We start from the raw sequence: 25,789 nt of genomic DNA, 5'->3' as shown, positions 1-25,789 counted from the left end.
GTGGACAGCCCGACGTGTTCAGATCGGCGAGGACACACCTCCTCCCCGCACGACACCGGAGAGGAACGCGAGCCCGTCGACAGCGATGGCGTCCTGTGTCTTGGCCAACGGCCGCCAGATCGACGCGGCGGTGGCGATCGTCGCGTTGTCGCCGGTGAACGACTCGATCACGAGCGGGCCCCGATAGCCGGCCGCTTCCAGGGCGGCGACGATGCCGGGCCAGTTCAGGTGGTCCGCGCCCGGCGCACCGCGGTCGTTCGCGCAGACCTGCACGTGGGCGATGCGACCGGCGGCCCGGCGGATCGCCTCGGTGATGCTGCGTTCCTCGATGTTCATGTGGAACGTGTCGAGGCCCAGGCCGCAGCCCTCGGCGGGAAGGCCGTCCATTGCCTCAAGGGCCTGGTCGACGGTGTTGAGCAGGCTGGTCTCGAAGCGGTTGAGCGGCTCGACGGCGACGGTCACGCCGGCGTCCATGGCGTGCTCGACCACGGGTCCCAGGTTGTCGCGCAGTTGCGCATAGCAGCCGCGCCGTTCCGCGTCGTCGATGCGCCACGTCCGCCCGACCGACGTGTAGATCGGGCCGGCGATCACCGGTGACGAGACGGCCGCCGCCACGTCGACAACGTGGCGCAGGAAGTCACGGGTCGCGACGACCGTCTCGCGGTCGGTGGCCACCAGTTCGCGACCGGCGCCCATGGCGACGACGATGGTGGCGGACAGGCCGAGTGAGTCGAGCAGCGTGGCGGCCCGTACGGGGTCCCAGTCGCCCGCGGACTCGACCGGGAGCTCGATGACGTCGAAGCCCCAGTCACGGATCCGTGGTGCCAGCTCGGCCAGGCGCTGGTCGGTCAGGGGTGAGGTCCAGATCCAGGTGTTGGCGCCCAGCGCCCGGTCCTTCGTCATGCGTACTCTCCTGTCGTCGCGCCGACGCCCAGATAGCGGTGCTGCAGGTCGGGCCGGTCCAGCAGCTCCTCCCCCGTGAACTCGGCCTCGATGCGGCCCGAGACCATGACCAGCTGCCGGTCCGCCATCCGCACCGCCGCGCGCAGGTTCTGCTCGACGACGAGAACGGCCACGTTCTCGGCCACGAGCTGGTGGACCGCGTCCACCAGCACGTCGACGATCGCCGGCGCGAGCCCCTCGGACGGCTCGTCCATCACGACCAGGGGCGCGTTCAGGAGCAGCGCCCGCCCGACGGCGAGCATCTGCTGCTCGCCTCCGGACAGCTCGGCGCCGCCATGGTGGCGCCGTTGCGCCAACCGGGGGAACAGCTCGTAGACGGCTTCAGGTGTCCACCGCCTTCCCCGGGCTCTCCGGGCGAGCATGGCCAGGTGCTCGTCGACGGTGAGTGACGGGAACAGCCTGCGGCCCTGCGGGACGTAGGCGAGGCCGGCGATCGCGATCGTCTCCGGCGCCAGGCCGTCGAGTCTGCGGCCGGCCAGCCGGATCTCACCGCCCGACTGCGGAACGAAGCCGACCAGCGTGTCGCACAGGGTGGTCTTGCCCATGCCGTTGCGGCCGACGATCGCGACCGCCTCGGCCCCCATGCTGAAGCTGAGTCCGTCGAGGACCAGCGACGCGCCGTAGCCGGAGCGGAGGTCGCGCACGTCGAGCAGCGGGTCGTCCTTCGTCATGCCGCCGCCTCCGTCCCGAGATAGATCTGGTGAACGTGCGGCTCCGTGCGGATCTGCTCCGGCGTTCCGGCCGTGATCTGCTCGCCGTCGGCCATCACCACGACCCGCTGCGCGATCCGGAACGCGACGTCCATGTCGTGCTCGATGAGCAGCAGGGTCAGGCGCTCGTCGAAGGACTCGAGCAGCTCGACGAGGCGCTCCCGCTCACCGCGGGACAGGCCGGAGGCCGGTTCGTCGAGCAGCAACACGTCCGGCTCCGTCGCGATCGCCATCGCCAGTTCGAGTTGCCGGCGCTGACCGTGGGCGAGCTCGCCCGCCACGGCGTCGACGTGCCGCGACAGCCACACCCGCTCGGCCACCTCGGCGGCCTGGACGCGCATGGCCCGGTCGGCGCGGGACCGCCAGAGCGCCCGGTGCCGGCCTCGGTGCCCGGCGAGCGCGAGATAGACGTTCTCGCGCACCGTCAGCCCGGCGAACGCACGTGCCTTCTGATAGGTCCGTGCGAGGCCGAGGCGAGGTCGGTGCCGCGACGGCCGGTGGGTGCAGTCCTGTCCCCTGATGATCACCGTGCCGGTGGTCGGGGTGATGTCCCCGGCGATGACGTTGAACAGCGTGGTCTTGCCCGCGCCGTTCGGCCCGATGACGGCCAGTCGCTCACCCTGTGCGATGTCGAGGTCGACACCGCGCAGGGCGCGCAGACCCCCGAACGCCACCGTGACGCCGCTGACCTGGACGACGGACGCCATGACGGTCCCCTAACTCTGCGGGACGCCGTCGACGACCGGGATGGCGTTGCCCTCCCAGGGCAGCTCACGCTCCTCGCAGGCCGGGAAGTCGCGGCCGGGTGAGGGGGTGTCGGGGCTGAACGTGCCGCCGAAGGTCTGGTCGACCCCTGGCACGATGGCCACCGTCTCCTGGACGACCTCACCGGCGTCGTCGAGCACGAGACGCGACAAGCCGACGTCGACGATGCCGCTGCGGTTCTCGTCCAGGCTGATGTCGCCGTAGGGCAGCTCCAGGGTGAGGCCCGAGATCGCCGAATGGAAGGCGCCGAGGTCGGAGATGTCGCCGCCGACCGCCTCCAGCGCCTCGACCAGCGCGACGCCGGCCGTGTAGTAGCCGTAGAAGAAGCCGAATTCGGCGGCGACCGACGGCGGCGCGGGCTCGTTGCCGCTCAGCGAACCCGGGATCGTCTCCCAGGTCTCGTCCGCGGCGGCCAGGTACTCCTCGATCTGCGGCGTCTGCACGTCGGCCGGCAGGGTGGCGAATCCGCCGACGTACGCCCCGGCGATATCCGTGCCGAGGGCCTGCGCCAGGTCGGGGTTGAAGAACAGGTTGCCCGCGTGCTGGTCGCCGGTGAGGTCGCCCTTGCCGTTGACGAAGGCCTCCAGCGCGGCCTGGGTGCCGGTGCCGCCCACGGCCCAGAAGTAGCCGTCGACCTCGTCCGGGTTCGGCAGCTGCGCGACGTAGGACGAGTAGTCGGTGGTGCCCAGCGGAGGGAAGACGCGGTGGGTGACCTCGCCGCCGGCCGCACAGAAGTCGGCCACGAATCCGGCCGCCGACGTGTGCCCGAAGCTGTAGTCGTCGGCGATGACGGCGACCGTGTCCCAGCCCTCCTGGTGGTGCAGCAGGTCGCCGAGGCCGGCGCTCCAGATCGCGCCGTCGCCGTAGAAGCGGAAGTAGTTCGGCGCCTGCACCTGCAGCGTCTGCTCCTGCGACCCGGAGATGCCGGCGAACACCGTCAGCTCGGGGTTCGCCTTGGCGTACTCGGCGATCGCGATGCCCTCGTCGCCGGAGAGCGGCCCGATGATGACGTTCGCGCCGAGCTGCTCGACCAGCCGGCGCACCTCCTGCACGATGCGGTCGGCGGTGTCGTCGCCGCAGCCGACGCCGACCAGCTCGATCGGCGTCCCGGCCACCTCGGCGCCGCTGAACCCCTCCAGTGCGCTGGTCGCCGAGTTGGGCGTGGCGCCGGCGAACCGGGCCAGGGCCAGCGTGGTGCCGGCGACGACGTCCTCGTGGAAGCCGCCGAACGGGCCCTCGCACTGGCCGAGGATGCCCAGCCGGATCCCGTCGCCGGACGGCGAGCCGTCGCCACCGCCGGCGGCGGACTGCTCGTCGGCGGGCAGCCCGGTCGAGTCGTCGTCCCCGCCGCCGCAGCCGGCGGCCAGCAGGGCCAGGCCGGCCGTCACGGACAGCGCCAGCGATGTCCGTCTCCTCTGTCTGCTCATGCTCGTGTCCCTCCGAGTTCCTTCTGGGTGCGTACGGGTAGCCGGCGGACGATCCCGGTCAGGCCCTCGGGCGAGAGGACCATGATCACCAGGACGATGACGCCGATGACGGTGTTGAACCGCGCCTCGGTGATGCCGATGCGGTCGACGAGCGGGAGGTCGCGCAGGTAGGTGAAGACCAGGACGTAGACGAACGCGCCGAGCCAGGCGCCCTCGAGCGACGAGATGCCTCCGATGACGGCGATGATCAGCAGGATCAGCGTCGGCCCGATCGAGATGGACGCGGGATCGACCTGCCCGTTCCACCACACGTTGAGCAGTCCGGCCAGGCCGGCGACGAAGCCGGCCAGGGTGAACGCCAGCGTCCGGTGCAGCGGCACGTCGAATCCCAGCGACGCCATCCGGACCGGGTCGTCGCGCACGCCCTGCAGCGCCAACCCGAACGCCGTCCGCCGGATCGCTCGGAAGCCCACGTAGGCCAGCACCGACAGCAGCAGGCCCGCGTAGTACAGCCGGACCGGCGGGCCGAGCAGGTCCGGCCGCTGGATGCTGGTGATGCCGCCGGGCCCGGAGATCTCGACGATCTGGGCGAAGACGAAGTAGCCGATGACCCCGTACACCAACGTGAGCATCAGGAAGTAGATGCCGGTCGTCCGGCTCGCGATCGCGCCGAGGACGAACGCTGCCAGCGTCGTGACGACGATCGCGAACAGCACGGCGGCCCACGGATGCCAGCCGAGATTCAGGCCGCGAGCGCCACCGTCCAGCGCGGCGTTGCCGAACATGAAGCCGGCGATCCCGAACATCAGGAGCTGCGCCAGCGAGGTCATGCCGCCGTACCTGGCGAGGAACACGATGGTCGCCGCGGCCAGCCCCAGGATCAGCGTCTGAGTCATGACGAAGTTGACGAAGAACGCGGTGGCCAGGCTGGGCAGCAGGATCAGGACGATGACCAGTCCGGTGAGGGCGAGCGTCTCGCCGGTCAGGCGTTCTCGCAGGTTCATGCCGGCCTCCCGAACAGCCCGTAGGGACGCACGGCCAGCACGAGCGCCAGGAGACCGAACGTCATGATGATCGCGTAGTAGGTGTACTGACTCGGCAGGTAGGCGGGCGAGAACGCGACGACCATGCCGTACAGCAGCGAGCCGGCCGCGGCTCCCTTGAGCGAGCCGAGCCCGCCGATGATCACGACGACCAGCGCGTTCAGCAGCCAGCTGCCGTCCGTGCCGGGCGCGGCGCCGGCGAACGACGCGCCGAGCACCCCACCCAGGCCGGCCAGGAACGAGCCGACGAGGAAGGTGAGCGCGAACACCCGGCGGATGTCGATCCCCAGGCCGCGCACCATCTGCCGGTCGTCCACGCCCGCACGGATGATCAGGCCCACGCCGGTGCGGGTCAGCCACAGCCACAACAGCAGGCCGACCAGCACGGCGATGCCGAGCAGCAGCAGCCGGGTGACCGCGTAGCGCTCACCACCGAAGGTGAGGAAGTGGGTCACGGCCCCCGGCCAGACCACCCGCTGGGCCAGCCCGCCGAACTCCCGCAGCATCTGGTCGGCGAGCACCACCGTGATGGCCAGGGTCAGCAGCGTCTGCCGCAACTCCTGGCCCTCGTTCCACTGCAGGAACAGCTGCTGGATCAGCAGGCCGAGCACGGCGGCGACCCCGGCGCCGGCCAGCATCGGGACCACCCAGTCGAGCAGGCCGACGTCGGACGGGTCGAGGTTGCGTGAGCGCCCGACCATCGCCTCCTGCACGCGGATGGCGACGTAGGCGGCCAGCAGGAACAACGAGCCGTGCGCCATGTTCACGGTGCGCATCAGCCCGAAGATGAGCGTGAACCCTGACGCCGCGACGAAGAGCAGCCCGGCGAAGGTCACCCCGTCCAGGATGGTGACCAGGAACTTCCCGGGGTCGTCCACCGCGGCGCCGGCGGGTGTGCCGTCCGCGAGGAACAGCACCCAGGCGGCCACGGCCACCGCGACGGCGGCGGCGACCCACACCGCGGGCCGGCGCAGCTGCGCCACCCGGCTCGCCGGCGCGCCCCGGTCCGCGTCGATCAGGGCAGGTGTCATCGGTACCTCCGCAGGTCAGCGCCGAGCGGCGCAGCGTCGTGGGACGACCTGTGCGTGTGGTGACCGGCCGGCGTGACGCCGGGCGCCGGCCGCGACGTGGGTCAGGCGGTGTAGTCGGGTATCGCCACCCGGGCGCCGCCGTTCATGGCCGACTCGTGGGCGCAGATGCCGACGGACGTCCAGTTCGCCGCGGTGACCTCGTCGATCGCGGGCGCCCGGCCCTCGACGATGCTGCGGACGAACTCGTGCGCCAGGTGCGGATGCGAACCTCCGTGCCCGCTGCCCTGGACGAAGGAGAGGTGCTCGTTCTCGGCGTCGTAGACGCCGCGGGTCGTGAAGGGCGCGATCTCCGGCGGCAGCCGGTGAGCGAAATCCGGGATCTCGACGGTCTTCGGAATCTCTCCGACGTGCAGGACATGACCGGAGCCCTGGGTCTGCTCCCATTCGAAGGTCGCGAGTTCACCGAAGACGGTGAAGCTCTCGACGTATTCGCGGGCCGTTTCGAACAACGAGCGGGCGATCTCCGCACGGACCGGCGAGTCGCGCAACGTGATGAGTGCGCTCTCCACCGCGAACGGAGACCCGTACATCGCCGTCAGCTCGGGCGAGATGCGCCCGGAGCCGACGCAGACGACGCTCTCGGCCAGCGCGCCGGCCAGCGAGAGCACCGGGCTGACCGCGTGTGTCGCGTAGTGCATGGGCGGCAGTCCCTCCCAGTAGCCGGGCCAGCCGGCCATCTCCTGGTGGTGCGCCCCGCGCAGGAACTGGACGCGGCCCAGCGTGCCGTTCTCGGCGAGCTCTCTGACGTGCAGGAACTCGCGCGAGTACACCACGGTCTCCATCATCATGTAGTTCTTGCCGGATCCCCGGACCGCGTCGACGATCGACCGGCACTCCTCGAGCGTGGTGGCCATCGGCACGGTGCAGGCGACGTGCTTACCGGCGCGCAGCGCGGCGACGGTCTGGCCGGCGTGGTCCGGGATCGGGGTGTTGATGTGCACCGCGTCGATGTCCGGGTCATCGAGCATCGCGGCGATGTCGGTGTAGCGTCCGGGGACGCCGAACCGGTCGGCGGTCTCGTGGAGAGCGGACTCGGTGCGTTGACACACGGCGACGAGTTCGGCGTCCGGGTGGGCCTGGTAAATCGGGATGAATTCCGATCCGAATCCCAGCCCGGCGATGGCCACGCGTACTCTCTGCGTCATCGTTGACCTCCTGTGTCGTGAAGGCTACGGAGGACCCAACGGGACAAACCATGCGCAATCCAGCAGCAGACCTTAGATTTCTTACATGTCGGGGACACGGCACGTCGCGCTGCTGGTCGAGACCTCGAACGCCTATGCCCGCGGCCTGCTCGTCGGCGTGAAGAAGTACGTCGAGGAGCACCCGCACTGGTCGCTCTACCTCGCCGAGCACAGCCGGCACGAGACCGACTTCTCCTGGCTGGAGGGCTGGCACGGCGACGGCGTCCTGGCCCGCATCGAGAACGAGGGCACCGCCCGGTTCATCCGGCGACTCGGCCTGCCGACGGTCGACCTCAGCGCGGCCCGCCTGGTCCCGGAACTCCCCGGCGTCGAGACCGACGACGGCACCATCGCCCGCTGGGCGGTCGGGCACTTCGCCGAACGCGGGCTGCGCCACTTCGCCTTCTGCGGCGACGAACGCTTCGCGTGGTCGATCACCCGCAGCGAGTGGTTCGCCGGCCACGTCCGGCAGCACGGCGCGACCCCGCACGAGTTCCGGATGAAGTCGTCGGGCATGCGCGCCGCCGACCGCGAGCGGCTCGCCACCTGGCTCACCGGGCTGCCGAAGCCGGTCGGCGTCCTGGCCTGCTACGACATCGCCGGCCAGGAGGTCCTGGAGGCCTGCAAGATCGCCGGCCTCGCCGTCCCCGACGCCGTCGCCGTCCTCGGTGTCGACAACGACGAGTTGATCGGCAATCTCACCACGCCCCCGTTGTCGAGCATCGAGCCCAACACGACCGCGTCCGGGTATCTTGCGGCGCACCTGCTCGACCTCATGATGCACGGCCGGTCGCTCGAAGCGGGCCTGCGCCTCATCGAGCCGACCCGCATCGTCGCCCGCCAGTCATCCGACATCCTCGCCGTCGACGACCCGCTCGTCTCCGAGGCGCTGCGATTCATCCGGGCCCGATCCGACCAGAACCTCGCCGTCACCACCGTCCTGCGCCACGTCGGCCTGTCTCGTCGCGCCCTCGACTACCGCTTCGCCGCGACCTTGGGTCGCACGGTGCACAGCGAGATCATCAGGGTCCGGCTCGCCCACGTCGCCGAGCTGCTCTCGTCGACGGACTGGACCTTGCAGCAGATCGCCGAACGACTGAACTTCAGCCACTCCGAGTACATGAGCGTCGTCTTCAAGAAGCACACCGGGCAGTCCCCCGGCCAGTACCGCCGCACCGTCGGCGGCGCCGTCGCCCGCCAGGCGTTCTGGCAGGAGTGACCTCTCGTCGCCCACGCGGGGGCGTTGCATATATTGCAGCACTTCTTCTCGAAATGTGCAATCTCCTCTTGACACAAGGCTGCCGGCTCCACGAGGGTTCCAACGATGTAATCGATCGGCCGTCAGCGGTCCGGTCGACTCGCCCAACGGAGGGAGAGTTACATGCACCTCGCACGTCTCCACCGTTCACCGGCAGCTCCGCCTGGCAGGCGTCCGCTGCGCTCACTGCTCGCAGGCTTGACGGCCGCCGCGGCGATGACGACCGCGGCGGCCGCGCCGGCCGCGTCCGCGGCGCCACCCGAACCGCTCGGGCCGCAGGTCGTCCGCACGGATCAGCCGCCGACCGGATACGCCGTCACCTTCCGGTACGAGGCGCCCGAGGGCGTCGAGTCGGTACACGTCTACGGCGACTGGTTCTACTCTCGACCCGAGAGCGTGACCTGTCAGGACTGCGGCGACGGCCGGGCGCCGTCGCAGTGGTTGCCCGGCGACATCGCGGCCACACCGTGGCAGATCCTGCCGATGGAACGTGGCGACGACGGCGTGTGGTCCGTCACGGTGCCACTACCGGCGGGCAGCTTCCGCTACGCCTTCACGCACGACTGCACCAGCGAGCTGGCCACCGGCTGCACCCTGCACGACGATCCGGCGAACCCGTGGCAGATCCAGCCGCAGTATCCCGGCGCACCGGGAGCCGTGCGCAGCACCGTCTACGTGCCGGAGAGCAGGAAGTTCCCGACCTACGACACCGACTACCAGGCGCCGCCGCGGCCGCACCAGGCGGGCACTCTGGAGACGCGGCGCTACCCGTCGCCGCTGTCCACCAACCCGGCCGGCGTCCACGACGTCGTCGTGTACCTGCCGCACGACTACGACCCGGACCGGCCGACGCCGTACCCGACGCTCTACCTGAGCCACGGCGGCGGCGACCACTCGACCGCATGGACGATGCAGGGCGTCGCCCACCACATCCTGGAGAACGCGATCCGGGACGGCGCCGCTCAACCGATGGTGATCGTGTCGACCGACTTCAACGGACTGCCCGGCGGCAACCAGGGCTACGTCGACGAGCTCAGGAACAACGTCTTCCCGTTCGTCGAGCAGAACTACAACGTCTCCACCAGGGCGGAGGACCGTGCCTTCGGCGGGTTCTCCGCCGGCGGGAGCCGCGCCTACACGCTGATGTACGACCACACGGAGCTGTTCGGCTACCACGCCGCCTGGAGCGCGGGCGGACCGCAGGCCGGCCAGGAGCAGATCGACCGCATGAAGGACGTGGCCGGCGGCATCATGATCGGCACGGGGCTCCAGGACCACCTGGGCAACATCGCCGAGAACTCGCAGCGCAACGCCGCGGCGCTGAAGACGGCCGGCGTGGACGTCGACGAGTTCAACGTTCCGGGAGTCCACACCTGGCACGTCTGGCGGCCACTGCTGAACCACTACGTGCGCGACCTCGCCTTCCGCAGCACCACCACGGACGTCGCGGCCACCACCGAGCCGGTCGGGCGCCACGTGCGCCTCAGCGCCGTCGCCACGGTCGCCCCCGTGACGACGAGCGTCACCGCACCCTCGGGGACGGTGGACTTCTACGCCGGCGAGCAGCACCTCGGCTCCGCCAGGGTCCGCGACGGCGCCGCCCGCTTCCACAAGCCGGTCGACGCGGCCCTGCTCGACGATCCCGTGGTCGCCCGCTACCGGGGCGACGACCTGTTCGACGAGTCGAGCAGCATCCCGGCCGAGGCCGGCTGACCGGCACCTGGTCACCCTGGGACGGCGCTCTCGCGATCCGAGGCGCCGTCCCAGGCGCCGGGCGCCGCGCCGGTCAGCCGACCGGCGCGGCGCCCGCGGCGTAGCCCAGTTCGGCGGAGATCGTCGCCGCGGTGTCGAGCAGCAGCGGAAGGCGCGCCTCCAGCTGCGGCAACGTGGCGATCACCTCGATCGCCGTGATCGACACGGCGGCGACGACCCGGCCGCGGGTGTCCAGGATGGGCGCCGCCACGCACATCACGTAGGCGTCGTGCTCACCGTTGTCGGTCGCCCAGCCTCGCTCGCGCACCTCGATCAGCTCGAGCTCGAGCGACGCGCGGTCGGCGAACGTGGTGTCGGTGTAGCGCTCGAACGTGACGTGTGAGAGCAGGCGGTCGCGCTCGTCTCGCGGCAGGTGGGCCAGGATCACCTTGCCCACGGCGCTCGCGTAGATCGAGACGGCGCGGCCGACCCGTGAGGGCAGCTTGACGGCGTCGAAGGCCGGGCTGTCGACCTTGTCGATGTAGATGATCTCGTCGCCGGTCAGCTGCGCGAGGTGCACCGTATGGCCGGTCTCCCGCTGGAGCCGGCGCAGGTGCGCGGAGGCGAACTCGCGCAGGTCCATCGAGCCGAGCGCCAGCTCGGACAGCTCGATCAGACCGCTCCCGACCACGTACGTCCCCGCACCGGTCTTCCGGACGAACCGCGCCGCCTCGAGCGTCTGGAGGATCCGCAGGGCCGTCGACTTGTGCACACCGAGGACCTCCGAGGCGTCGGCGAGGCTCAGCGGGTGCTCCGCGGACCTCCTGATGAGCTCGATCGCGCGCTGGACCGTCTGAGACACGACCACCTCCTGATTGCACTATACGCAACGGGCACGTAACGATGTGCAACCGTGATTTGACAGCGTTGCATATGTTCCTACGATCGTTGCAGACCTTTAACGTTCAAGCAGAGTCACGACTCCATGAGGAGCACCCGATGAGGACACCACGCGTTCGCCGCGCCATGGTCGCCGCGGCCACCGTCGTCGGCCTTGCCGTCTCGACCGGATGCGGCTCCGACTCCGACTCCGGCTCGAGTTCGGGCTCGGACGGCGGCGTCACGACGCTCACCTTCGCCGCCTCGACCTTCGGCGACCCCGGCCGCGGGCCGCACCTGCAGGAATGGCTCGACGCGTTCAACGCGAGCCAGGACGAGATCCGTGTCGAGGCCGCATCGGTCCCGTACCCGACGTTCGGTCAGACCGTGCTGACGCAGATGGGCGGCGGCGAGGGACCCGACCTCGTCCGCTTCGACATGCCCGAGTTCGAGGCGGCCGCCGACGCCGGCCTGATCACTCCCCTGGACGACCTGATCGACGTCGGCGAGTACGAGCTGCTCGAGCAGCCCGACCGGTTCATGGTCCACGACGACGTGCGTCACGGCATCATCTTCGAGGCCTCGAACTACGCGATGTTCTACAACGCCGACCTGATCCCCGAACCGCCGACGACCTACGACGACTTCTTCGCCACGGCACAGTCGCTGACCAGCGGCGACGTGTTCGGGCTGGCGTTCCGCCAGACGGAGGCCGAGGAGGCCGGTGTCTGGCAGGACATCTTCAACTACGTCTACGGCTTCGGCGGCGCCTGGTCCGACGGTGAGGAACTCACCATCAACGCGCCCGAGAACCTCGAGGGCCTGCAGGCCTACAAGGACCTCTACGACGCGAACGTCATTCCGCGCGGCGCCGACGCGGCGACCTTCCGCCGCATGTTCGCCGAGGGCAAGGTCGCGATGGAGCTGAACAACGGCGGCTATGCGACGCACCTGCTCGCCGAGAGCCCCGGGCTGAACTTCAGCGTCGCGCCCATCCCCTTCCCGGAACGCAGCCAGGGCACGATCCTCGCGCCCATCGTGATCAACGAGGCGAGCGAGGCGAAGGACGAGGCGGCCACGTTCATCCGGTGGGCGCTGGAGGACGAGAACCAGGTGGCGCTGCAGGAGATCCTCGGCGCGAGCAGCGTCGCGACGGCGACCGAGCGCAGTGCGGAGTCGCTGCAGGCGATGCCGTTCCTGCCCGCCTTCGACGAGCTCACCGAGTCGAGCCTCCCGCAGATCGTGCTCGGTTTCGAGGCTCAGACGCCGGACATCCGCAAGATCGTCGTGCAGAACGTCATCGCCGCGCTCCAGGGCGACGTCGACCTGGAGACCGCCCTGGACACCGCCCAGGAGCAGGCGACCGACCTGGTCGGCTGACCCGACGGCGCCGGGGCGGGACTCGCTCGCCCCGGCACCTGACCACCGCGACGAAGGACACCACTCGATGACCGTGCTCGAGCAGACGAGAGCGCCCCGGACCGAGACCGGACGCCGGCGCAGTCCCCTCGGCAGCAGGTGGACGCCCTACCTGTTCCTGGCGCCCGCCGCCATCTTCATCGTCCTCTTCCAGGGTGTTCCGCTGGCTCAGGAGATCTTCCTGAGCTTCACCCGGACCTCGCTGCTCAATCCCACGAACAGCACCTGGGTGGGCCTGGAGAACTACGCCCACATCTTCGCCGACGAGGACTTCCACCGCACTCTGCGCACCACGTTCGTCTACGTCGTCGCCTGCGTCGTCGGCTCCGTGGGCGCCGGGCTGCTGGTCGCCCTGCTGCTCAACCGGAGCTTCCGCGGCCGGGGCGTCGTCCGCGCTCTCGTCACGGTGCCCTGGGCAGCGCCCGGCATCGCGGTCGCCCTGATCGCGACTTGGATGCTCAACCCCCAGTACGGCATCGTGAACCGGTTCCTCGACGCCGTGGGGCTGGGCGTTCCTGGCGGCGCGATCCTCGACAGCTCGACCTACGCCCTTCCGGCGATCCTGCTGACGACCATCTGGCAGCTCTTCCCGCTCACCTCGGTGGTGCTGCTGTCCGCGCTGCAGGCGGTGCCGCGTGACCTCACCGAGGCGGCCACGATGGACGGCGCCGGGCGGTGGTGGACCTTCCGTGCCGTCACCTGGCAGGTCATCAAGCCGACCGTGGGTCTGCTCGCGCTGCTGATGACGATCTGGTCGATCCGGCGGTTCGAGCTGATCTGGCTGATGACCAAGGGCGGCCCGGTGGGCTCCACCGAGACGCTCGTCATCGACCTCTACGCGCAGGCGTTCGACTCCAAGCAACTCGGCACCGCCGCGGCCATCGGCATGGTCGGCGTCGTCATCTCCCTGATCGTCATCGCGGGCAGCCGGCTCGTCACCCGTGCCGCCGAGAAGGAGGGGCTGCGATGAGCCGGCTCCGCATCGGCCTGACGCTGCGCATCGTCGCCGTCCTCATGGTGATGGGGATCGCGGTCTTCCCCCTGTACTGGATGTTCGTCACGGCGCTGTCGAGCAACGCCGACCTCTTCGCCTCCGACGCCCGCCTGCTCCCCGACTTCTCTCAGTTCGGGGTGTTCGTCGACGCGCTGTCCGACGGCGAGGCTCTGGGGTGGCTGCGCAACAGCCTGGTGATCGCCCTCGGCACGACCGTGCTGTCGATCGGCCTGGGCATCCCGCTCGGGTATGCGCTCTCGCGGTTCTCGTTCCGGGGCAAGACCCTGACGGCGGTCGTCCTGCTGCTCACCCAGATGCTTCCCGAGGCGCTCATGGTGGTGCCGCTGTTCTCGCTGTTCAACCGCTTCGACCTGCTCGACTCCCTCACCGGGCTGATCCTGGCCAACTCGGCGTTCGTGCTGCCGATCGTCGCGCTCATCCTCAAGGGCGCGATCGACGGCATCCCGCGTGAGCTCGAGGAGGCGGGCCGGGTCGACGGCGCCCGGCCGCTCACCATGCTGGTGCGGATCAACGTGCCGCTGATCGGCCCGTCGATCGCGGCCGCGGCGGTCATCGCGTTCTTCCACGCCTGGAACGAGTACGTCTTCGCGGTGACGTTCATCTACGCACCGGAGACGCAGCCGGCCTCGGTGGGAATCGCCAGCTTCATCGGGGAGGTCGGGACTCCGGTTCAGACGGTGATGGCGGTGGCCTTCATGTTCACGCTGCCCGCCGTCGCGTTCTACCTGTTCGCGCAGAAGTACGTCGTCGCCGGCATGACCGCCGGCGCAGTCAAGGGTTGATATGAAGATCACTTCGGTCGACACCTTCGTGGTCGACTTCTACCGCACCAACCTCGTCATCGTGCGCGTGTCGACGGACGAGGGCATCTCCGGCCTCGGCGAGGCGACGCTCGAAGGCAAGGAGCGTGCCGTCCAGGGAGCGATCGCCGAGCTCGCCGAGGCCGTGACCGGGCTCGACCCCACGCGCGTCTCCGGCACGATCCACGAACTCGCGCGCGACTGGTACTGGCGCGGCGGGCCGGTCATCATGACCGCGCTGAGCTCGCTGGAGATGGCGCTCTGGGACATCTCCGCCCGCGATCTGGACGTCCCGGTGTCGCGGCTCTTCGGCGGGAGCACGCGCGATCGCGTGCGTGCCTACGCGAACGGCTGGTTCTCCGGCGCCGCGACGCCGGAGGACTACGCGGCCGCGGCCGCGCGCACCGTCGCCACCGGGTTCCGCGGGCTCAAATGGGATCCGTTCGAGAACTACGACCTCGTCATCACCTCCCGGCAACTGGACCGCGTGCTCGCGCAGATCGACGCCGTGCGCTCGGCAGTCGGCCCCGATGTCGAGCTGTTCATCGAGGGTCACGGCCGCTTCGACGTGCACCACGCGATCAAGATCGCCCGCGAGATCGCGCAGTTCGACCCGGTCTGGTTCGAGGAGCCGTGCCCGCCGGACAACCTCGACGCTCTCGTTGACGTGCGCCGCGCGTCGCCGGTGCCGATCGCGGCCGGCGAGCGCTGGTTCGGCCGCCAGGGCTTCGTCCCCGCCCTCGCACGTCAGGCGGTCGACTTCGTCCAGCCCGACGTGACGCACGCGGGTGGGCTGGCCGAACTGGCGTTCATCTCCACCCTCGCCGCCACCAGCTACGTGGGCTTCGCGCCGCACAACCCGAGCGGGCCGCTGAGCACGGCCGCGACCCTGCAACTGGGCGCCAGCCTGCCCAACTTCCGGTACCTGGAGATCATGGCGACCGACGTGCCCTGGCGCCCGGACATCACCAACGAACGCCTCACCCTGACCGCCGACGGCGACCTGCTCGTCCCCGCATGCGTCGGACTCGGCATCGAGCTCGACCTGGAGGAGATCGCCCGCCATCCGTTCACCCCGCACCCCATGCGCCTGTTCGACGACGCCGTCTACGACATCCGGCCGCAGGACGAGCGTTCCTTCTTCAACCTGGGAGCCGACGAATGACGCCGTGGTTCGGAACGGCCGCCGAGACCCTGCCGGACACCGCCGGGGACGGCGTCCTGATCGGCCGGATCTGGGATCCCGCCGTCGCCGGGCCGTCGCCCGTGGTCGTCCGCGACGGCGAGGTCATCGACATCAGCTCGAGCTTTCCCACAGTCCGTGACCTCTGCGAGGTGCCCGAGCCGGCGACGGTGGCCGCCGGACTCGCCGGGCGGCGGGTCGGAACCGTCGACGAGGTGCTGGGCAACACCGGCGCCGCCCACCGCGACGACGCACGGCCCTGGCTGCTCGCCCCCGTCGACCTCCAGGCGCTGAAGGCCGCGGGCGTGACGTTCGCCGTGTCGATGATCGAGCGGGTCATCGAGGAGCGGGCCCGGGGAGACCTGACGCTCGCGGCGGACCTCCGCCGCCGGATGCTCGCCGGCGTGGGCGTGGACTTCCACGACCTGTCGCCCGGATCCGAGGAGGCCGGACGGCTCAAGGACCTGCTCGTCGCCGAGGGCGCGTGGAGTCAGTATCTCGAGGTGGGCATCGGTCCCGATGCCGAGATCTTCACCAAGGGCCAGGTCCTGTCCGCGGTGGGAACGGCCGTGCCCGTGGGGGTGCTCGCCACGTCGACCTGGAACAACCCCGAGCCGGAGGTGGCGCTGGTCGTCCAGTCCAGCGGCCGGATCGTCGGAGCGACCCTCGGCAACGACGTGAACCTGCGCGACGTCGAAGGCAGGTCCGCGCTCCTGCTGCCGATGGCGAAGGACAACAACGCCTCGTGCGCGCTGGGACCGTTCATCCGGCTCTTCGACGACCGCTTCGGGCTGGACGACGTGCGCGGGCTGGAGGTGGGACTGCACATCTCCGGCGACGACGGGTTCCGCCTCGACGCGGTCTCGGAGATGTCGCAGATCTCGCGCGATCCGGTGGCTCTGGTGGACCAGCTGATCGGCCCGCACCACCACTATCCCGACGGCGCGGTCCTGATGCTCGGCACCATGTTCGCGCCCATCCAGGACCGCGACCGTCCCGGAGAGGGGTTCACCCACAAGCTCGGCGACGTCGTCGAGATCAGCTCACCGGCGCTGGGCACACTGGTCAACCGGGTCCAGCACGCCGAGGAGTGCACGCCGTGGGACTTCGGCATCCGTGCGCTCATGACCAATCTCGCGCGCCGGGGCCTGCTCTGAACTCAGCGCGTCGTCTCGCGCAGCTCCAGCCGTGCCGTCACGACGGTGGTCAGCGCGTCCGGCGTCTCGTTCTCGTCGCCGGACGCGCCGACCCGGCGCTGCAGCAGCTCCAGGACGCGATCGGCCATGGTGTCGTTGCCCGGCTCCACCGACGACAGCCGAGGCACCAGGAACTCGGTCTCGTTGCCGTTGTCGAACCCGATCACCTGGACGTCGCGTGGCACCGCGACCCCGAGGTCTGCCAGTGCCCGCAGCACCCCCATCGCGGCGGCGTCGGTGAGCGCGAACACGCCGTCGAAGCCGACGCCGGTCTCGTGCAGCTGCTTGACGACCTGGAACGCCGAGCCGGGGTCGAACGACTCGACCTCGACCACGAGCTGCTCGTCGACGTCGACGCCGAGTTCGGCGTGGGCCTGGCGGTAGCCCCGGGTGCGCAGCGACGGCATGTCGTCGACGTGGTCGTCGTGCCGGCCGCCGATGATGGCGACGCGCCGCGAGCCGGTCCTCAGCAGGTGCTCCGTGGCCTGCCTGGCACCGCCGACGTTGTCCATCATGACGTGGTCGAAGGTGGCCGGCACCGGCCGCTCGCCGATGAACACGACGGGCGTCTCGAACCGCAGCTGGTCCAGGTCGGCGGCGGCGACCCGCAGCGGGCTGATGACGACGCCGTCGTACATGCGCAGCCGGCCGAACGAGATGGCCTCGAGCTCGCGCTCGGCGTCGCCGCCCGTGCGCTCGACGACGAGGTGCAGGCCGCTCTTCTCCACGCCCTTGGCGAGCCTGCTGGCCAGCTGCGCGTAGTAGGGCCGGTCGATGTCGGGCACGATCAGCCCGACGGCGCCGGTGCGGCCCGCCCGGAGATGCCGCGCGGCGTGGTTCACCTGGTAGCCGAGCCTCGAGATCGTCCGCAGCACCCGCAGCCGGGTCTCGGCGCCCACCCCGGGCCGGCCGTTGATCACGTTCGACACCGTCATGGCCGACACTCCGGCCGCGTCCGCCACATCCGTCATGCGCACCACGGAACCATCATCGCCCCTCCGGCCGGCTACCGACGACCCGTCCGGTTCAGTGGGATTCGCGCGGCACGGCCGCGCCGCGGGAGCCGACGAGGAAGTCGAAGTCGGCGCCGTGGTCGGCCTGCAGCACGTGCTGGGTGTACAGCCAGCCGTAGCCCGTGCCGTGCACGGGCGCCGGCGGCTTCCACGCCGAGCGCCGCCGCTCCAGCTCGTCGTCGCCGACGTCGAGGGTGAGCGTCCGTGCGGGGACATCGAGCGTGACGGTGTCGCCGGTGCGCACGAACGCCAGCGGCCCGCCCGCCGCCGACTCGGGCGTCACGTGCAGCACCACGGTGCCGTAGCCGGTGCCGCTCATCCGCCCGTCGCACACCCGCACCATGTCGGTGACGCCGGCGCGCAGCAGCTTCGCCGGGATCGGGACGTTGGCCACCTCGGGCATGCCGGGGTAGCCACGGGGCCCGGCGCCGCGGATGACGATGACGTCGTCGGCCGCGATGTCCAGGTCGGGGTCGTCGCAGACCTCGTGGTACTGCTCCGGAGTGTCGAACACGACCGCCCGGCCGGTGTGGCGCAGCAGTTCCGGCGAGGCGGCCGACTGCTTGACGACGGCGCCGCCGGGCGCGAGGTTGCCGCGCAGCACCGCGGTGCCGGATCCGGCCGGCTGCAGCGGCTCGGCCATGGGCCGGATCACCTCGCGGTTCCAGCATTCCGCGCCCGCGACGTTCGCCCCGATGGACCGGCCGGTGACGGTGAGCGCGCCGCCGTCGAGCAGCCCGGCCTCGTCGAGGTCGCGCAGCACCACCGGCAGCCCGCCGGCGTAGCAGAAGTCCTCCATCAGGAACCGGCCCGACGGCATCAGGTCGACGACGGTGGGCACCGGCCGGGCGAGCTCGTCGAAGTCGTCCAGTGTCAGTTCGACGCCCAGCCGGCCGGCGATGGCCAGCAGATGGATGATCGCGTTCGTCGACCCGCCGATGGCCGCGTTGGCCCGGATCGCGTTCTCGAAGGCCGCCCGCGTCAGCACCGCGCTCGGCCGCAGGTCCTCCTCGACCATCGCGACGATGCGCCGGCCGGCCTGCTGCGCCACCTCGAACCGGCGCATGTCCACCGCCGGCCAGGTCGCGGACCCGGGCAGCTGCATGCCCAGCGCCTCGGCCACGCAGGCCATCGTCGAGGCCGTCCCCATGGTCATGCAGTGCCCGTTGGACCGGGCCATGCAGCCCTCGGCCTCGAACACCTCGTCCTGGGTCATCCGGCCGGCCTTGAGTTCCTCCTCGAACCTCCACACGTGCGTGCCGGAACCGACGTCCTGACCGCGGAACCTGCCGTTGAGCATCGGCCCGCCGGTCACCATGACGGCCGGCAGGTCGACGCTGGCCGCGCCCATCAGCAGTCCAGGTGTGGTCTTGTCGCAGCCGGACAGCAGCACCACGCCGTCGAGCGGGTTGGCCCGGATCAGCTCCTCGGCCTGCATGGCGAGCAGGTTCCGGTAGAGCATCGCCGTCGGGCGGATCAGCGTCTCGCCCGTCGCCATGACCGGGAACTCCAGGGGGAAGCCGCCGGCCTGCCAGACGCCGCGCTTCACCGCCTCCGCGACGCGGTTCAGGTGCGCGTTGCACGGCGCCAGCTCCGACCACGTGGAGGCGATGCCGATGACCGGCCGCCCGTCGAACACCTCGGCGCCGAACCCCTGGTTGCGCATCCAGGACCGGTAGATCATGCCGGACCGGCCGGCCGCGCCGAACCAGGCCCGGCTGCGGCGGACGTCGACGCGCGTCACCGGGTCGGCTCCCCCACTGCCGCTGCACGGCGCAGGACCTCGGCGAGGTTCTCACGCACCCGGCACCGCTCGAGCGCGAAGGAGTCCGCGAGCCGTTCCGCCTCGTCCGGGGTGACGCCTTCGAACGCCTTCGCGAAGTCGCCCACCATGGCCTCGGCGAGCATGACATGGCGCACGTGCCCGTGGATCCACCGCGTCGCGCCCCACGGGTAGGGCTGGAAGTCGGGGAACTCGCGCGCGAACAGGTCCTCGATGGGCTGCATGACCGCGCGGATGCCCGCGTCAGTCGACCCCCACGAGTCGACACCGAGGCGCGCCTTCTTCTCCATGACCGGCGCTACCCGCCGGGCATACGGCGACGTGGGGTCGACCGTCACCAGTCCCTGCAGGCCGATGTCCTTGTAGGTCCACAGCGCCCAGCTCGCCTCGTGGCGGCCGTAGATCTCCAGCTGGTCCTCGAGCAGCCGGTAGCGCTGCTCGTCGCGCGCCAGGTCGCCGGTGTAGACGGGGCCGAACTCGCCGACCCAGATGGGGGTGCCGGTCTCGCGCATGTACGCGGTGCGGGCGAGGAACGTCTCCTCCACCCGGTCGCGGTCGACGTACTCGCCCCTGCTGACGCCCGGGTACGGGCCGCCGTCGACGAACCCCGGCTTGGCGTAGTCGTGGGCGGTGTACACACAGTTCGGCAGCGGGTCGCCGAGCTGGTCGAACTGGGTCGAGTAGCGGTTGCCGTCGAGGAAGAGGATGTGGCCGGGGTCGACGGCGCGGATGGCGGCCTCGAGCCGGCGGTAGAACGGCCCGATGGTCGTGCCCTCGACGTCGGCCGGTTCGTTGACCGGGTTGTATCCCGCGACCCAGGGGTGGTCCTTGTAGTGGTCGGCGAGCCGCTCCCAGAGGTGCACCACCCGGTCCTGGAACTGCCGCTGGCTCCAGAAGTGGGCCCACTGGGTGGGGTTGTCGCTGTGCCAGTGCTGGTTCTGAGCGCCGGGCACGGCATGCAGGTCGAGGATCGTGTAGATGCCGTGGCGCGCGCAGGCGTCGACCACGCGGTCGAGCCGGGCGAAGCCCTCGGTCTCGAGTTCGAACGGTGCCGCGTCGTCCTCGAAGTGCCGGTAGTTGAACGGGATGCGCACCGAGTTGAGGCCCAGTCCGGCGAGCAGCGCCGCGTCGTCGTCGGTGAAGAACGCGTCGAGGAAGCGGTCGAAGAACCGCGTGTAGCCGTCGTCGCCGAGCACCCGGCGCAGCGCCTTGCGCTGCTGCGACTCCGTACCGGGATAGCCGGTGATGAAGTTCTCCATGTTCATCCAGCCACCGAGGCCGACGCCTCGCAACACCACCGGCTGGTCGCCGGCGACGATCCGGCTCCCGTCGACTCTGAGCATGGTGACTCCGTTCATCCGAGGGTGAGTGCTGTCCAGGAGACGGGCGGCAGGGAGATCGTCACGGTGCCGTCGCTCATCGCCGCCGTGGGGTTGACCACCGGGCGCACCCGGTCCTGCTGCTCCAGGGTGTTGGCGGCATGCGGGTCCTTGTCGCTCAACGTCCAGGCGTCGCCGACCTCGACCTGGCCGAGCATCCGGACGTCGATCTCGATCTCGGCCTCCGTCTCCTGGTCGCGGTTGACGAGGAAGACCGCGGTCGCGCCGCTCGCGGCATCGTGGGTCGCCACGGCGTCGACGACCGTGACCTCGCCGTGCTGGGCCGAGGTGAAGGTGGGGCTGTCGAGCTTGAGCTCGAGTGCTTCGCCGCGGGCCAGGCGCGAGGTGAGGGCGAACGGGAAGAACGTCGTCTGCCGCCAGGCCGGGCCACCGGGCTCGGTCATGATCGGCGCGATGACGTTGACCAGCTGGGCGAGGCTCGCCGACGTCACGCGGTCGGCGTGCCTGATCAGCGAGATCAGCAGGTTGCCGACGACCACCGCGTCCATCACCGAGTAGGTGTTCTCCAGCAGCCGCGGCGCGACCGGCCAGTCGTCGATGCGGGTGTGGCGCTCCCCTCGGTACCGCGACTGGTACCAGACGTTCCACTCGTCGAAGGAGATGTACATGGTCTTCGTGCTGCGGCGCTCGGCCTTGACGTGGTCGGCCGTCGCCGCGACCGACTCGATGAACCGGTCCATGTTCGCGGCGGACGCGAGGAAGCTAGCGGTGTCGCCGTCCTTCGGCTCGTAGTAGGCGTGGCACGAGATGTAGTCGACGTGGTCGTAGGTCGCCTCGAGCACCGTCCGCTCCCAGCTGCCGAATGTCGCCATCTGCGCGCTCGAACTGCCGCAGACGACCAGTTCGAGACCGGGGTCGATCTGCCGCATGGCGCGGGCGGTCTTGGCGGCGATGCTCGCGTACTCCTCGGCGGTGCCGTGACCGAGCTGCCAGAGGCCGTCCATCTCGTTACCCAGGCACCACATCCTGATGTCGTGCGGCGCCGGAGTGCCGTTCGCGATGCGCAGGTCGGAGAAGTGGGTGCCCGACGGGACGTTGGCGTACTCCAGGACGTCCAAGGCGTCCTGGACACCGCGCGTGCCCAGGTTGACGGCGTACATGAGCTCGCTGCCGGCCTTGCGCAGCCAGGCGGCGAACTCGTCGAGGCCGACCTCGTTCGTCTCGGTCGAGTGCCACGCGAGGTCGAGACGCCGCGGGCGCTGTTCGCGCGGCCCGATGCCGTCCTCCCAGCGGTAGCCGGAGACGAAGTTGCCGCCGGGGTAGCGAACGGTCGTCACGCCGAGTTCCCTGACGAGGGCGATGACGTCCTCGCGGTACCCGTGCTCGTCCGCGGCCGGGTGGCCGGGTTCGTAGATGCCGTCGTAGACGCAGCGGCCGAGGTGCTCGACGAAGGAGCCGAAGAGCCGGCGGTTGACGGCGCCGACGGTGAAGAACGGGTCGATGGTCAGGTGAGCGCGGTTCATGATCCTCTTATCGGTCAACGGGCGAGGGGCACAGGTGCGGGCGGGCCCTATTTGAGGCTGCCGATGGCCAGGCCTCCGCGCCAATGCCGCTGCAACGTCAGGAACGCGATGATCAGCGGGATGACCGAGACGAGTGAACCCATGATGATGATGCTCCAGAGCGAGGTGCCGCCGGCGTTGTTGGCCGAGGCGATGCCCTGCCACTGGCCGATGCCGACGGTCACGGGGTACAGGTTGTTGTCCGACAGCATCGCCAGCGGAAGGAAGTAGTTGTTCCAGGTGGCCACGATCGAGAGCAGCAGGACCGTGACCATCGCGGGGCGCATCAGCGGCAGTGCGACCTGGAGGAACGAGCGCACCTCCCCCGCGCCGTCGACGCGAGCGGCGTCGAGCAGTTCGTCGGGGACGGCGTCGCGCGCGTAGACGTGCATCAGGTACACCCCGAACGGATTGAGCAGCGACGGCAGGATCACCGCCCAGATCGTGTTCGTCAGGCCCAGCCGGGAGAACAGGATGAACGTCGGGATCACCAGGGCGGTGGCCGGAACCATCACCGCGCCCAGCAGGACGGCGAAACTGAACCGCCGGCCGGCGAAGCGGTACTTGGCGAACCCGTAGCCGGCCAGCACGGCCAGCGCGGTGGCGCCGACGCCGCCGACGAAGGCATAGAGCGCGGAGTTGAACAACCAGCGCGCGTAGATCCCGCCGCTGAAGGTGAACAGCTCGCGGAGGTTCCCGATGAAGTCGACGTCGTCGGCGAACCACAGCGCGTTGCCGCCGCCGAAGAGCCCGGCGGCGTCCTTCGAGCTGTTGACGACGACCCACCAGAACGGCACCAGGAAATAGACCAGCAGGAACCCGAGCAGGACCTGCAGCGGCAGGTGGCGCTGGGCGCGCCGGCGGCGGGCGCCGGCGTCGAGGTGGACGGTCATGAGAGGAAGCTCCCCCGCTTGCGGGTGGCGAACAGGAACACGTAGACGCAGACGAAGACGACGCCGCCGAGGGCGAACGAGATCGCCGATCCGTAGTTGAAGTTCGCCAGGCCGAACGCCTGCTGGTAGGCGTACATGTTGGGCGTGAAGTCCGATCCGATCGCCCCGGCGGCGAGATCGCGCAGAATCTGTGGCTCGTTGAAGAACTGCAGCGTTCCGATCAGCGCGAAGACCAGGATGAGCAGCAACGCCGGGGTGATCAGCGGGATCTTGATCCGCAGCGTGATCTGCCAGGTGCTGGCGCCGTCGATCCGCGCGGCCTCGTACAGCGTCGGATCGATGCCCTGCAGCGCGGCGTACAGGATGATCATGTAGTAGCCGGCCCACTGCCAGGTGACGATGTTGAGCAGGCCGTAGAAGATTCCGCCGCGGCTGAGGAAGTCCGGCGCCGTGGCCCCGAACAGGCCGAAGATGTCGCCCAGCGGCCCGAAGTTCTTGCTGTACAGGAACCCCCACATGAGCGCCCCGATGACGGCGGGAATCGCATACGGGAGGAAGATCATCAGCCGGGAGAACCGGGCGAACGACGACGTGACGATGTCCAGGATGAGCGCCATCGCGAGCGAGACGAGCATCTGGAGCGGGATGAGCACGAGGGAGAACCTGATGACGAACCAGGCGCCGTCGAGGAAGCTGGGGTCGGTGAACGCCTTCGTGTAGTTGCCGAGGAAGACGAAGCTCGTCCCGCCGATCAGCGCCTTGCGGAACAGGCTGAGGTAGAGCGCGTAGCCGAGGGGCGCGACGAGGAAGGCGAGGAAGACGACACCGAAGGGCCCGATGAACAGCCAGCCGATCAGCTGCTCGCGCAGCGGTGCCTTGGCCTTCCTGGGTACGGGCTGCTCGGCCCGCGGCGGCGCGCTCTGCGCGGTCTGCAGGGTCATTCGCGTGCTCCGAGGTCTGTGGGTGAGGTCGAGGCCGGGGCCGGCCGTCCGGCGACGCGCCGGCCCCGCTCGTCAGGTCACTGAACCGTGAACCCCTGTTCCTCGGCGTAGCCGACGACGTCGTCCTGCAGCCGGTCCGCGGCGTCCGAGCCGCTGATGGAGCCCTCGTTGAGCGCGCCCAGCTGCTGCGTCATGGCGTCGTAGTAGTACTGCTGCAGCGGGCTGTAGGTGAAGCCCTCGTAGGCGTTCGCCGCCGGGACGTAGACCTCCTTGTTGGCCTGCTGGCCGCCGAAGAACTCCACGGCGAGGTCGGCGAAGGCGGGGTCGTCGAGCGCGTTGAGGTTCAGCGGGAAGATGACCTGGTTGGTCCAGCCGTCGGTGAGCGACGCCTCGTCGGCGTAGATGCCGAACGCGACCTTCGCGGCCAGTTCCGGGTCCGAGGCCTGGCTGGTCACCGAGAACGCCGATCCGCCCCAGTTCACCTGTACCGGGTCGGCGGGATCCCACTGCGGCAGCGGTGCGACCGCGAACTGGCCCGAGTCCGCCCCTTCGCCCACGCCGGCCCCCGTCAGGTAGCCCGGCGCCCAGGCCGCGGAGATGTACGTGGCGTAGTCGCCTGCGATGACGCCCGAGATGTACTCGGGGGTGAACTGGTCCTGCGTGCCGACCAGACCCTTCTCGACCAGGCCGCCCCAGTACTCGAGCACGTCCTTCGACGCCTGGTCGTTCAGGGCGATGCCGATGTTCTCCGGGTCGGCGCTGTCGTAGGTGAAGGGGGTGGCGCCCTTCTGGATCTGCAGGGCCATCATGACGGCCGACACGTTCGCGCCGACGTCTCCGAACAGCGGCCCGCCGGCGTCGCGCACCGTCTGAGCGGCCTGCTCGTACTCGGCCCAGGTGGTGGGCGGCGTGATGCCGTACTGCGCGAACACGTCCTTGCGGTAGATCATCGCCATCGGGCCGCCGTCGACCGGCACGCCGTAGACGGCGTCGCCGATCGAGACGTCCTTCCAGGCCCCCTCGCTGTAGTCGTCGCGGACGTCCTCGAAGCCGTAGTCGCTGATGTCGACGAGCGCGTCCTGCACCTGGAAGGTCGGGATGCGGTCGGCCTCGATCATGACGACGTCGGGCGCGCCGGTACCCGCGGCGATGGCGGTCTGGAACTTCTCGTACTCGTCGCCGCCCTGGCCGACGTTGGTCCAGCAGACCTGGACCTCGTCGTTCTGCTCGTTGAAGTTGTCGACGACCAGCTCCATGTTCGGGTACCAGGCCCAGAGCGTCACGACCGGCAGGTCGGCCTTGGGAACGGTGTTCGTGCAACTGGCGTCGGACCCACCACCGCCACCGTCGCCACCGCTGCTGGTGGTGCCGTCATCACCGGACGAGCAGGCGGCGAGTGTGCCGGCGAGGACGAGCGTCGCCGCCGCGGCGAAGAATGGCTTCCGCTTCATTGCGTGGTCCCTTCGGGATGCGTAGGACGCCGATATCGGCGTGTCGCCGTGCGGCCGAGGTCGGCGCTGAGGGCGAGGCGCTCCTGGCGCTCACCCGCACCGGGCCTGGTTACCGCGAAGTATTTATAACGTTGTATATTTAGCGTTAAAGCCGACTATGGCAACGGGTCTCGCCCGTGTC

The 25,789-nt window shown here is 70.0% G+C and carries 22 protein-coding genes; 7 read left to right on the top strand and 15 right to left on the bottom strand.

The annotated features are described in order from the left end of the window. Window positions 1–18: 18 nt before the first annotated feature. The 7 genes from BLV02_RS33840 to BLV02_RS33810 all read right to left on the bottom strand — a co-directional run bounded on the left by BLV02_RS33840 (window position 19) and on the right by BLV02_RS33810 (window position 7,144). Entirely contained in the window at window positions 19–903 is an 885-nt protein-coding gene (locus BLV02_RS33840) for a sugar phosphate isomerase/epimerase family protein (protein ID WP_069111453.1), read from the bottom strand. Beyond that, on the bottom strand, window positions 900–1,634 hold the full coding sequence (locus BLV02_RS33835) for an ABC transporter ATP-binding protein (protein WP_069111454.1): 735 nt from the start codon (window positions 1,632–1,634) through the stop codon (window positions 900–902). The genes BLV02_RS33840 and BLV02_RS33835 overlap by 4 nt, the downstream gene beginning before the upstream one ends. Beyond that, window positions 1,631–2,380, bottom strand: a complete 750-nt coding sequence (locus BLV02_RS33830) for an ABC transporter ATP-binding protein (RefSeq protein ID WP_069111455.1) — start codon at window positions 2,378–2,380, stop codon at window positions 1,631–1,633. The genes BLV02_RS33835 and BLV02_RS33830 overlap by 4 nt, the downstream gene beginning before the upstream one ends. Before the next feature lie 9 nt (window positions 2,381–2,389). Continuing rightward, window positions 2,390–3,865 (bottom strand): ABC transporter substrate-binding protein, encoded by a 1,476-nt coding sequence (locus BLV02_RS33825; RefSeq protein WP_083288633.1) that lies wholly within the window; start codon window positions 3,863–3,865, stop codon window positions 2,390–2,392. Then, a complete protein-coding gene (locus BLV02_RS33820) occupies window positions 3,862–4,869 on the bottom strand; it encodes a branched-chain amino acid ABC transporter permease (protein ID WP_069111457.1) in 1,008 nt (335 codons plus the stop codon). The genes BLV02_RS33825 and BLV02_RS33820 overlap by 4 nt, the downstream gene beginning before the upstream one ends. Then, the gene (locus BLV02_RS33815; RefSeq protein ID WP_083288634.1) at window positions 4,866–5,939 is read right to left on the bottom strand and encodes a branched-chain amino acid ABC transporter permease; all 1,074 of its coding nucleotides are present in this window, start codon (window positions 5,937–5,939) and stop codon (window positions 4,866–4,868) included. Before BLV02_RS33815 ends, BLV02_RS33820 begins: the two co-directional genes overlap by 4 nt. Window positions 5,940–6,040: 101 nt before the next feature. Continuing rightward, window positions 6,041–7,144 carry a Gfo/Idh/MocA family protein gene (locus tag BLV02_RS33810; protein ID WP_069111458.1) on the bottom strand — a complete coding sequence of 368 codons (1,104 nt, stop codon included), beginning with the start codon at window positions 7,142–7,144 and terminating at the stop codon, window positions 6,041–6,043. Window positions 7,145–7,229: 85 nt separating this feature from the next. On the opposite strand from BLV02_RS33810, the gene BLV02_RS33805 reads away from it, so the two are divergent. Then, entirely contained in the window at window positions 7,230–8,402 is a 1,173-nt protein-coding gene (locus BLV02_RS33805; RefSeq protein ID WP_069111459.1) for a XylR family transcriptional regulator, read from the top strand. Window positions 8,403–8,639: 237 nt separating this feature from the next. Next, the gene (locus tag BLV02_RS33800) at window positions 8,640–10,154 is read left to right on the top strand and encodes an alpha/beta hydrolase-fold protein (RefSeq protein WP_171906741.1); all 1,515 of its coding nucleotides are present in this window, start codon (window positions 8,640–8,642) and stop codon (window positions 10,152–10,154) included. 73 nt (window positions 10,155–10,227) lie between these two features. Here the strand turns inward: BLV02_RS33800 and BLV02_RS33795 are convergent, their stop codons facing one another. Continuing rightward, the gene (locus tag BLV02_RS33795) at window positions 10,228–10,995 is read right to left on the bottom strand and encodes an IclR family transcriptional regulator (protein WP_069111583.1); all 768 of its coding nucleotides are present in this window, start codon (window positions 10,993–10,995) and stop codon (window positions 10,228–10,230) included. A gap of 137 nt (window positions 10,996–11,132) precedes the next feature. Between BLV02_RS33795 and BLV02_RS33790 the strand changes: the two genes are divergently transcribed. The 5 genes from BLV02_RS33790 to BLV02_RS33770 all read left to right on the top strand — a co-directional run bounded on the left by BLV02_RS33790 (window position 11,133) and on the right by BLV02_RS33770 (window position 16,586). Then, complete coding sequence (locus BLV02_RS33790; RefSeq protein ID WP_141711572.1) at window positions 11,133–12,392, top strand: ABC transporter substrate-binding protein; 1,260 nt, start codon at window positions 11,133–11,135, stop codon at window positions 12,390–12,392. Window positions 12,393–12,459: 67 nt separating this feature from the next. Further along, window positions 12,460–13,401: a carbohydrate ABC transporter permease gene (locus BLV02_RS33785; protein ID WP_083288638.1), complete on the top strand. Its 942-nt coding sequence runs from the start codon at window positions 12,460–12,462 to the stop codon at window positions 13,399–13,401. Beyond that, entirely contained in the window at window positions 13,398–14,228 is an 831-nt protein-coding gene (locus tag BLV02_RS33780; protein ID WP_069111462.1) for a carbohydrate ABC transporter permease, read from the top strand. The genes BLV02_RS33785 and BLV02_RS33780 overlap by 4 nt, the downstream gene beginning before the upstream one ends. A gap of 1 nt (window position 14,229) precedes the next feature. Beyond that, entirely contained in the window at window positions 14,230–15,411 is a 1,182-nt protein-coding gene (locus BLV02_RS33775; RefSeq protein WP_069111463.1) for a mandelate racemase/muconate lactonizing enzyme family protein, read from the top strand. Continuing rightward, complete coding sequence (locus tag BLV02_RS33770) at window positions 15,408–16,586, top strand: fumarylacetoacetate hydrolase family protein (protein WP_069111464.1); 1,179 nt, start codon at window positions 15,408–15,410, stop codon at window positions 16,584–16,586. The genes BLV02_RS33775 and BLV02_RS33770 overlap by 4 nt, the downstream gene beginning before the upstream one ends. Before the next feature lie 2 nt (window positions 16,587–16,588). On the opposite strand, the gene BLV02_RS33765 is transcribed toward BLV02_RS33770, so the two are convergent. The 7 genes from BLV02_RS33765 to BLV02_RS33735 form a co-directional block, all read right to left on the bottom strand. After that, the gene (locus tag BLV02_RS33765) at window positions 16,589–17,596 is read right to left on the bottom strand and encodes a LacI family DNA-binding transcriptional regulator (protein WP_074946902.1); all 1,008 of its coding nucleotides are present in this window, start codon (window positions 17,594–17,596) and stop codon (window positions 16,589–16,591) included. Window positions 17,597–17,651: 55 nt separating this feature from the next. Beyond that, window positions 17,652–19,322, bottom strand: coding sequence for an IlvD/Edd family dehydratase (locus BLV02_RS33760; protein WP_069111586.1), 1,671 nt, complete (start codon window positions 19,320–19,322; stop codon window positions 17,652–17,654). Between the two features lie 56 nt (window positions 19,323–19,378). Further along, window positions 19,379–20,764 carry a glycoside hydrolase family 5 protein gene (locus BLV02_RS33755; protein WP_069111587.1) on the bottom strand — a complete coding sequence of 462 codons (1,386 nt, stop codon included), beginning with the start codon at window positions 20,762–20,764 and terminating at the stop codon, window positions 19,379–19,381. Between the two features lie 11 nt (window positions 20,765–20,775). Beyond that, window positions 20,776–22,284, bottom strand: coding sequence for an arabinosylfuranosidase ArfA (arfA, locus tag BLV02_RS33750; protein ID WP_069111465.1), 1,509 nt, complete (start codon window positions 22,282–22,284; stop codon window positions 20,776–20,778). A gap of 47 nt (window positions 22,285–22,331) precedes the next feature. Further along, window positions 22,332–23,216: a carbohydrate ABC transporter permease gene (locus BLV02_RS33745; protein ID WP_069111466.1), complete on the bottom strand. Its 885-nt coding sequence runs from the start codon at window positions 23,214–23,216 to the stop codon at window positions 22,332–22,334. Beyond that, complete coding sequence (locus tag BLV02_RS33740) at window positions 23,213–24,157, bottom strand: carbohydrate ABC transporter permease (RefSeq protein WP_069111467.1); 945 nt, start codon at window positions 24,155–24,157, stop codon at window positions 23,213–23,215. Before BLV02_RS33740 ends, BLV02_RS33745 begins: the two co-directional genes overlap by 4 nt. 77 nt (window positions 24,158–24,234) lie before the next feature. Next, a complete protein-coding gene (locus BLV02_RS33735) occupies window positions 24,235–25,608 on the bottom strand; it encodes an ABC transporter substrate-binding protein (protein WP_069111468.1) in 1,374 nt (457 codons plus the stop codon). Window positions 25,609–25,789 lie beyond the last annotated feature (181 nt).

The organism is Jiangella alba, from assembly GCF_900106035.1.
Classification (GTDB): domain Bacteria; phylum Actinomycetota; class Actinomycetes; order Jiangellales; family Jiangellaceae; genus Jiangella; species Jiangella alba.
Note: the sequence above shows the minus strand (reverse complement) of the source record. Positions and strands in the feature narration are given on the sequence as shown.

Excerpts from the sequence above, each read along its gene's own strand:
- BLV02_RS33770 (WP_069111464.1), top strand. The coding sequence starts at position 15,408 with ATGACGCCGTGGTTCGGAACGGCCGCCGAGACCCTGCCGGACACCGCC.
- BLV02_RS33755 (WP_069111587.1), bottom strand. The coding sequence starts at position 20,764 with ATGCTCAGAGTCGACGGGAGCCGGATCGTCGCCGGCGACCAGCCGGTG.
- BLV02_RS33760 (WP_069111586.1), bottom strand. The coding sequence starts at position 19,322 with ATGATCTACCGGTCCTGGATGCGCAACCAGGGGTTCGGCGCCGAGGTG.
- BLV02_RS33735 (WP_069111468.1), bottom strand. The coding sequence starts at position 25,608 with ATGAAGCGGAAGCCATTCTTCGCCGCGGCGGCGACGCTCGTCCTCGCC.
- BLV02_RS33805 (WP_069111459.1), top strand. The coding sequence starts at position 7,230 with ATGTCGGGGACACGGCACGTCGCGCTGCTGGTCGAGACCTCGAACGCC.
- BLV02_RS33810 (WP_069111458.1), bottom strand. The coding sequence starts at position 7,144 with ATGACGCAGAGAGTACGCGTGGCCATCGCCGGGCTGGGATTCGGATCG.
- BLV02_RS33790 (WP_141711572.1), top strand. The coding sequence starts at position 11,133 with ATGAGGACACCACGCGTTCGCCGCGCCATGGTCGCCGCGGCCACCGTC.
- BLV02_RS33820 (WP_069111457.1), bottom strand. The coding sequence starts at position 4,869 with ATGAACCTGCGAGAACGCCTGACCGGCGAGACGCTCGCCCTCACCGGA.
- BLV02_RS33825 (WP_083288633.1), bottom strand. The coding sequence starts at position 3,865 with ATGAGCAGACAGAGGAGACGGACATCGCTGGCGCTGTCCGTGACGGCC.
- BLV02_RS33740 (WP_069111467.1), bottom strand. The coding sequence starts at position 24,157 with ATGACCCTGCAGACCGCGCAGAGCGCGCCGCCGCGGGCCGAGCAGCCC.
- BLV02_RS33775 (WP_069111463.1), top strand. The coding sequence starts at position 14,230 with ATGAAGATCACTTCGGTCGACACCTTCGTGGTCGACTTCTACCGCACC.
- BLV02_RS33745 (WP_069111466.1), bottom strand. The coding sequence starts at position 23,216 with ATGACCGTCCACCTCGACGCCGGCGCCCGCCGCCGGCGCGCCCAGCGC.
- BLV02_RS33780 (WP_069111462.1), top strand. The coding sequence starts at position 13,398 with ATGAGCCGGCTCCGCATCGGCCTGACGCTGCGCATCGTCGCCGTCCTC.
- BLV02_RS33765 (WP_074946902.1), bottom strand. The coding sequence starts at position 17,596 with ATGACGGATGTGGCGGACGCGGCCGGAGTGTCGGCCATGACGGTGTCG.
- BLV02_RS33830 (WP_069111455.1), bottom strand. The coding sequence starts at position 2,380 with ATGGCGTCCGTCGTCCAGGTCAGCGGCGTCACGGTGGCGTTCGGGGGT.
- BLV02_RS33835 (WP_069111454.1), bottom strand. The coding sequence starts at position 1,634 with ATGACGAAGGACGACCCGCTGCTCGACGTGCGCGACCTCCGCTCCGGC.
- BLV02_RS33785 (WP_083288638.1), top strand. The coding sequence starts at position 12,460 with ATGACCGTGCTCGAGCAGACGAGAGCGCCCCGGACCGAGACCGGACGC.
- arfA (WP_069111465.1), bottom strand. The coding sequence starts at position 22,284 with ATGAACCGCGCTCACCTGACCATCGACCCGTTCTTCACCGTCGGCGCC.
- BLV02_RS33815 (WP_083288634.1), bottom strand. The coding sequence starts at position 5,939 with ATGACACCTGCCCTGATCGACGCGGACCGGGGCGCGCCGGCGAGCCGG.
- BLV02_RS33840 (WP_069111453.1), bottom strand. The coding sequence starts at position 903 with ATGACGAAGGACCGGGCGCTGGGCGCCAACACCTGGATCTGGACCTCA.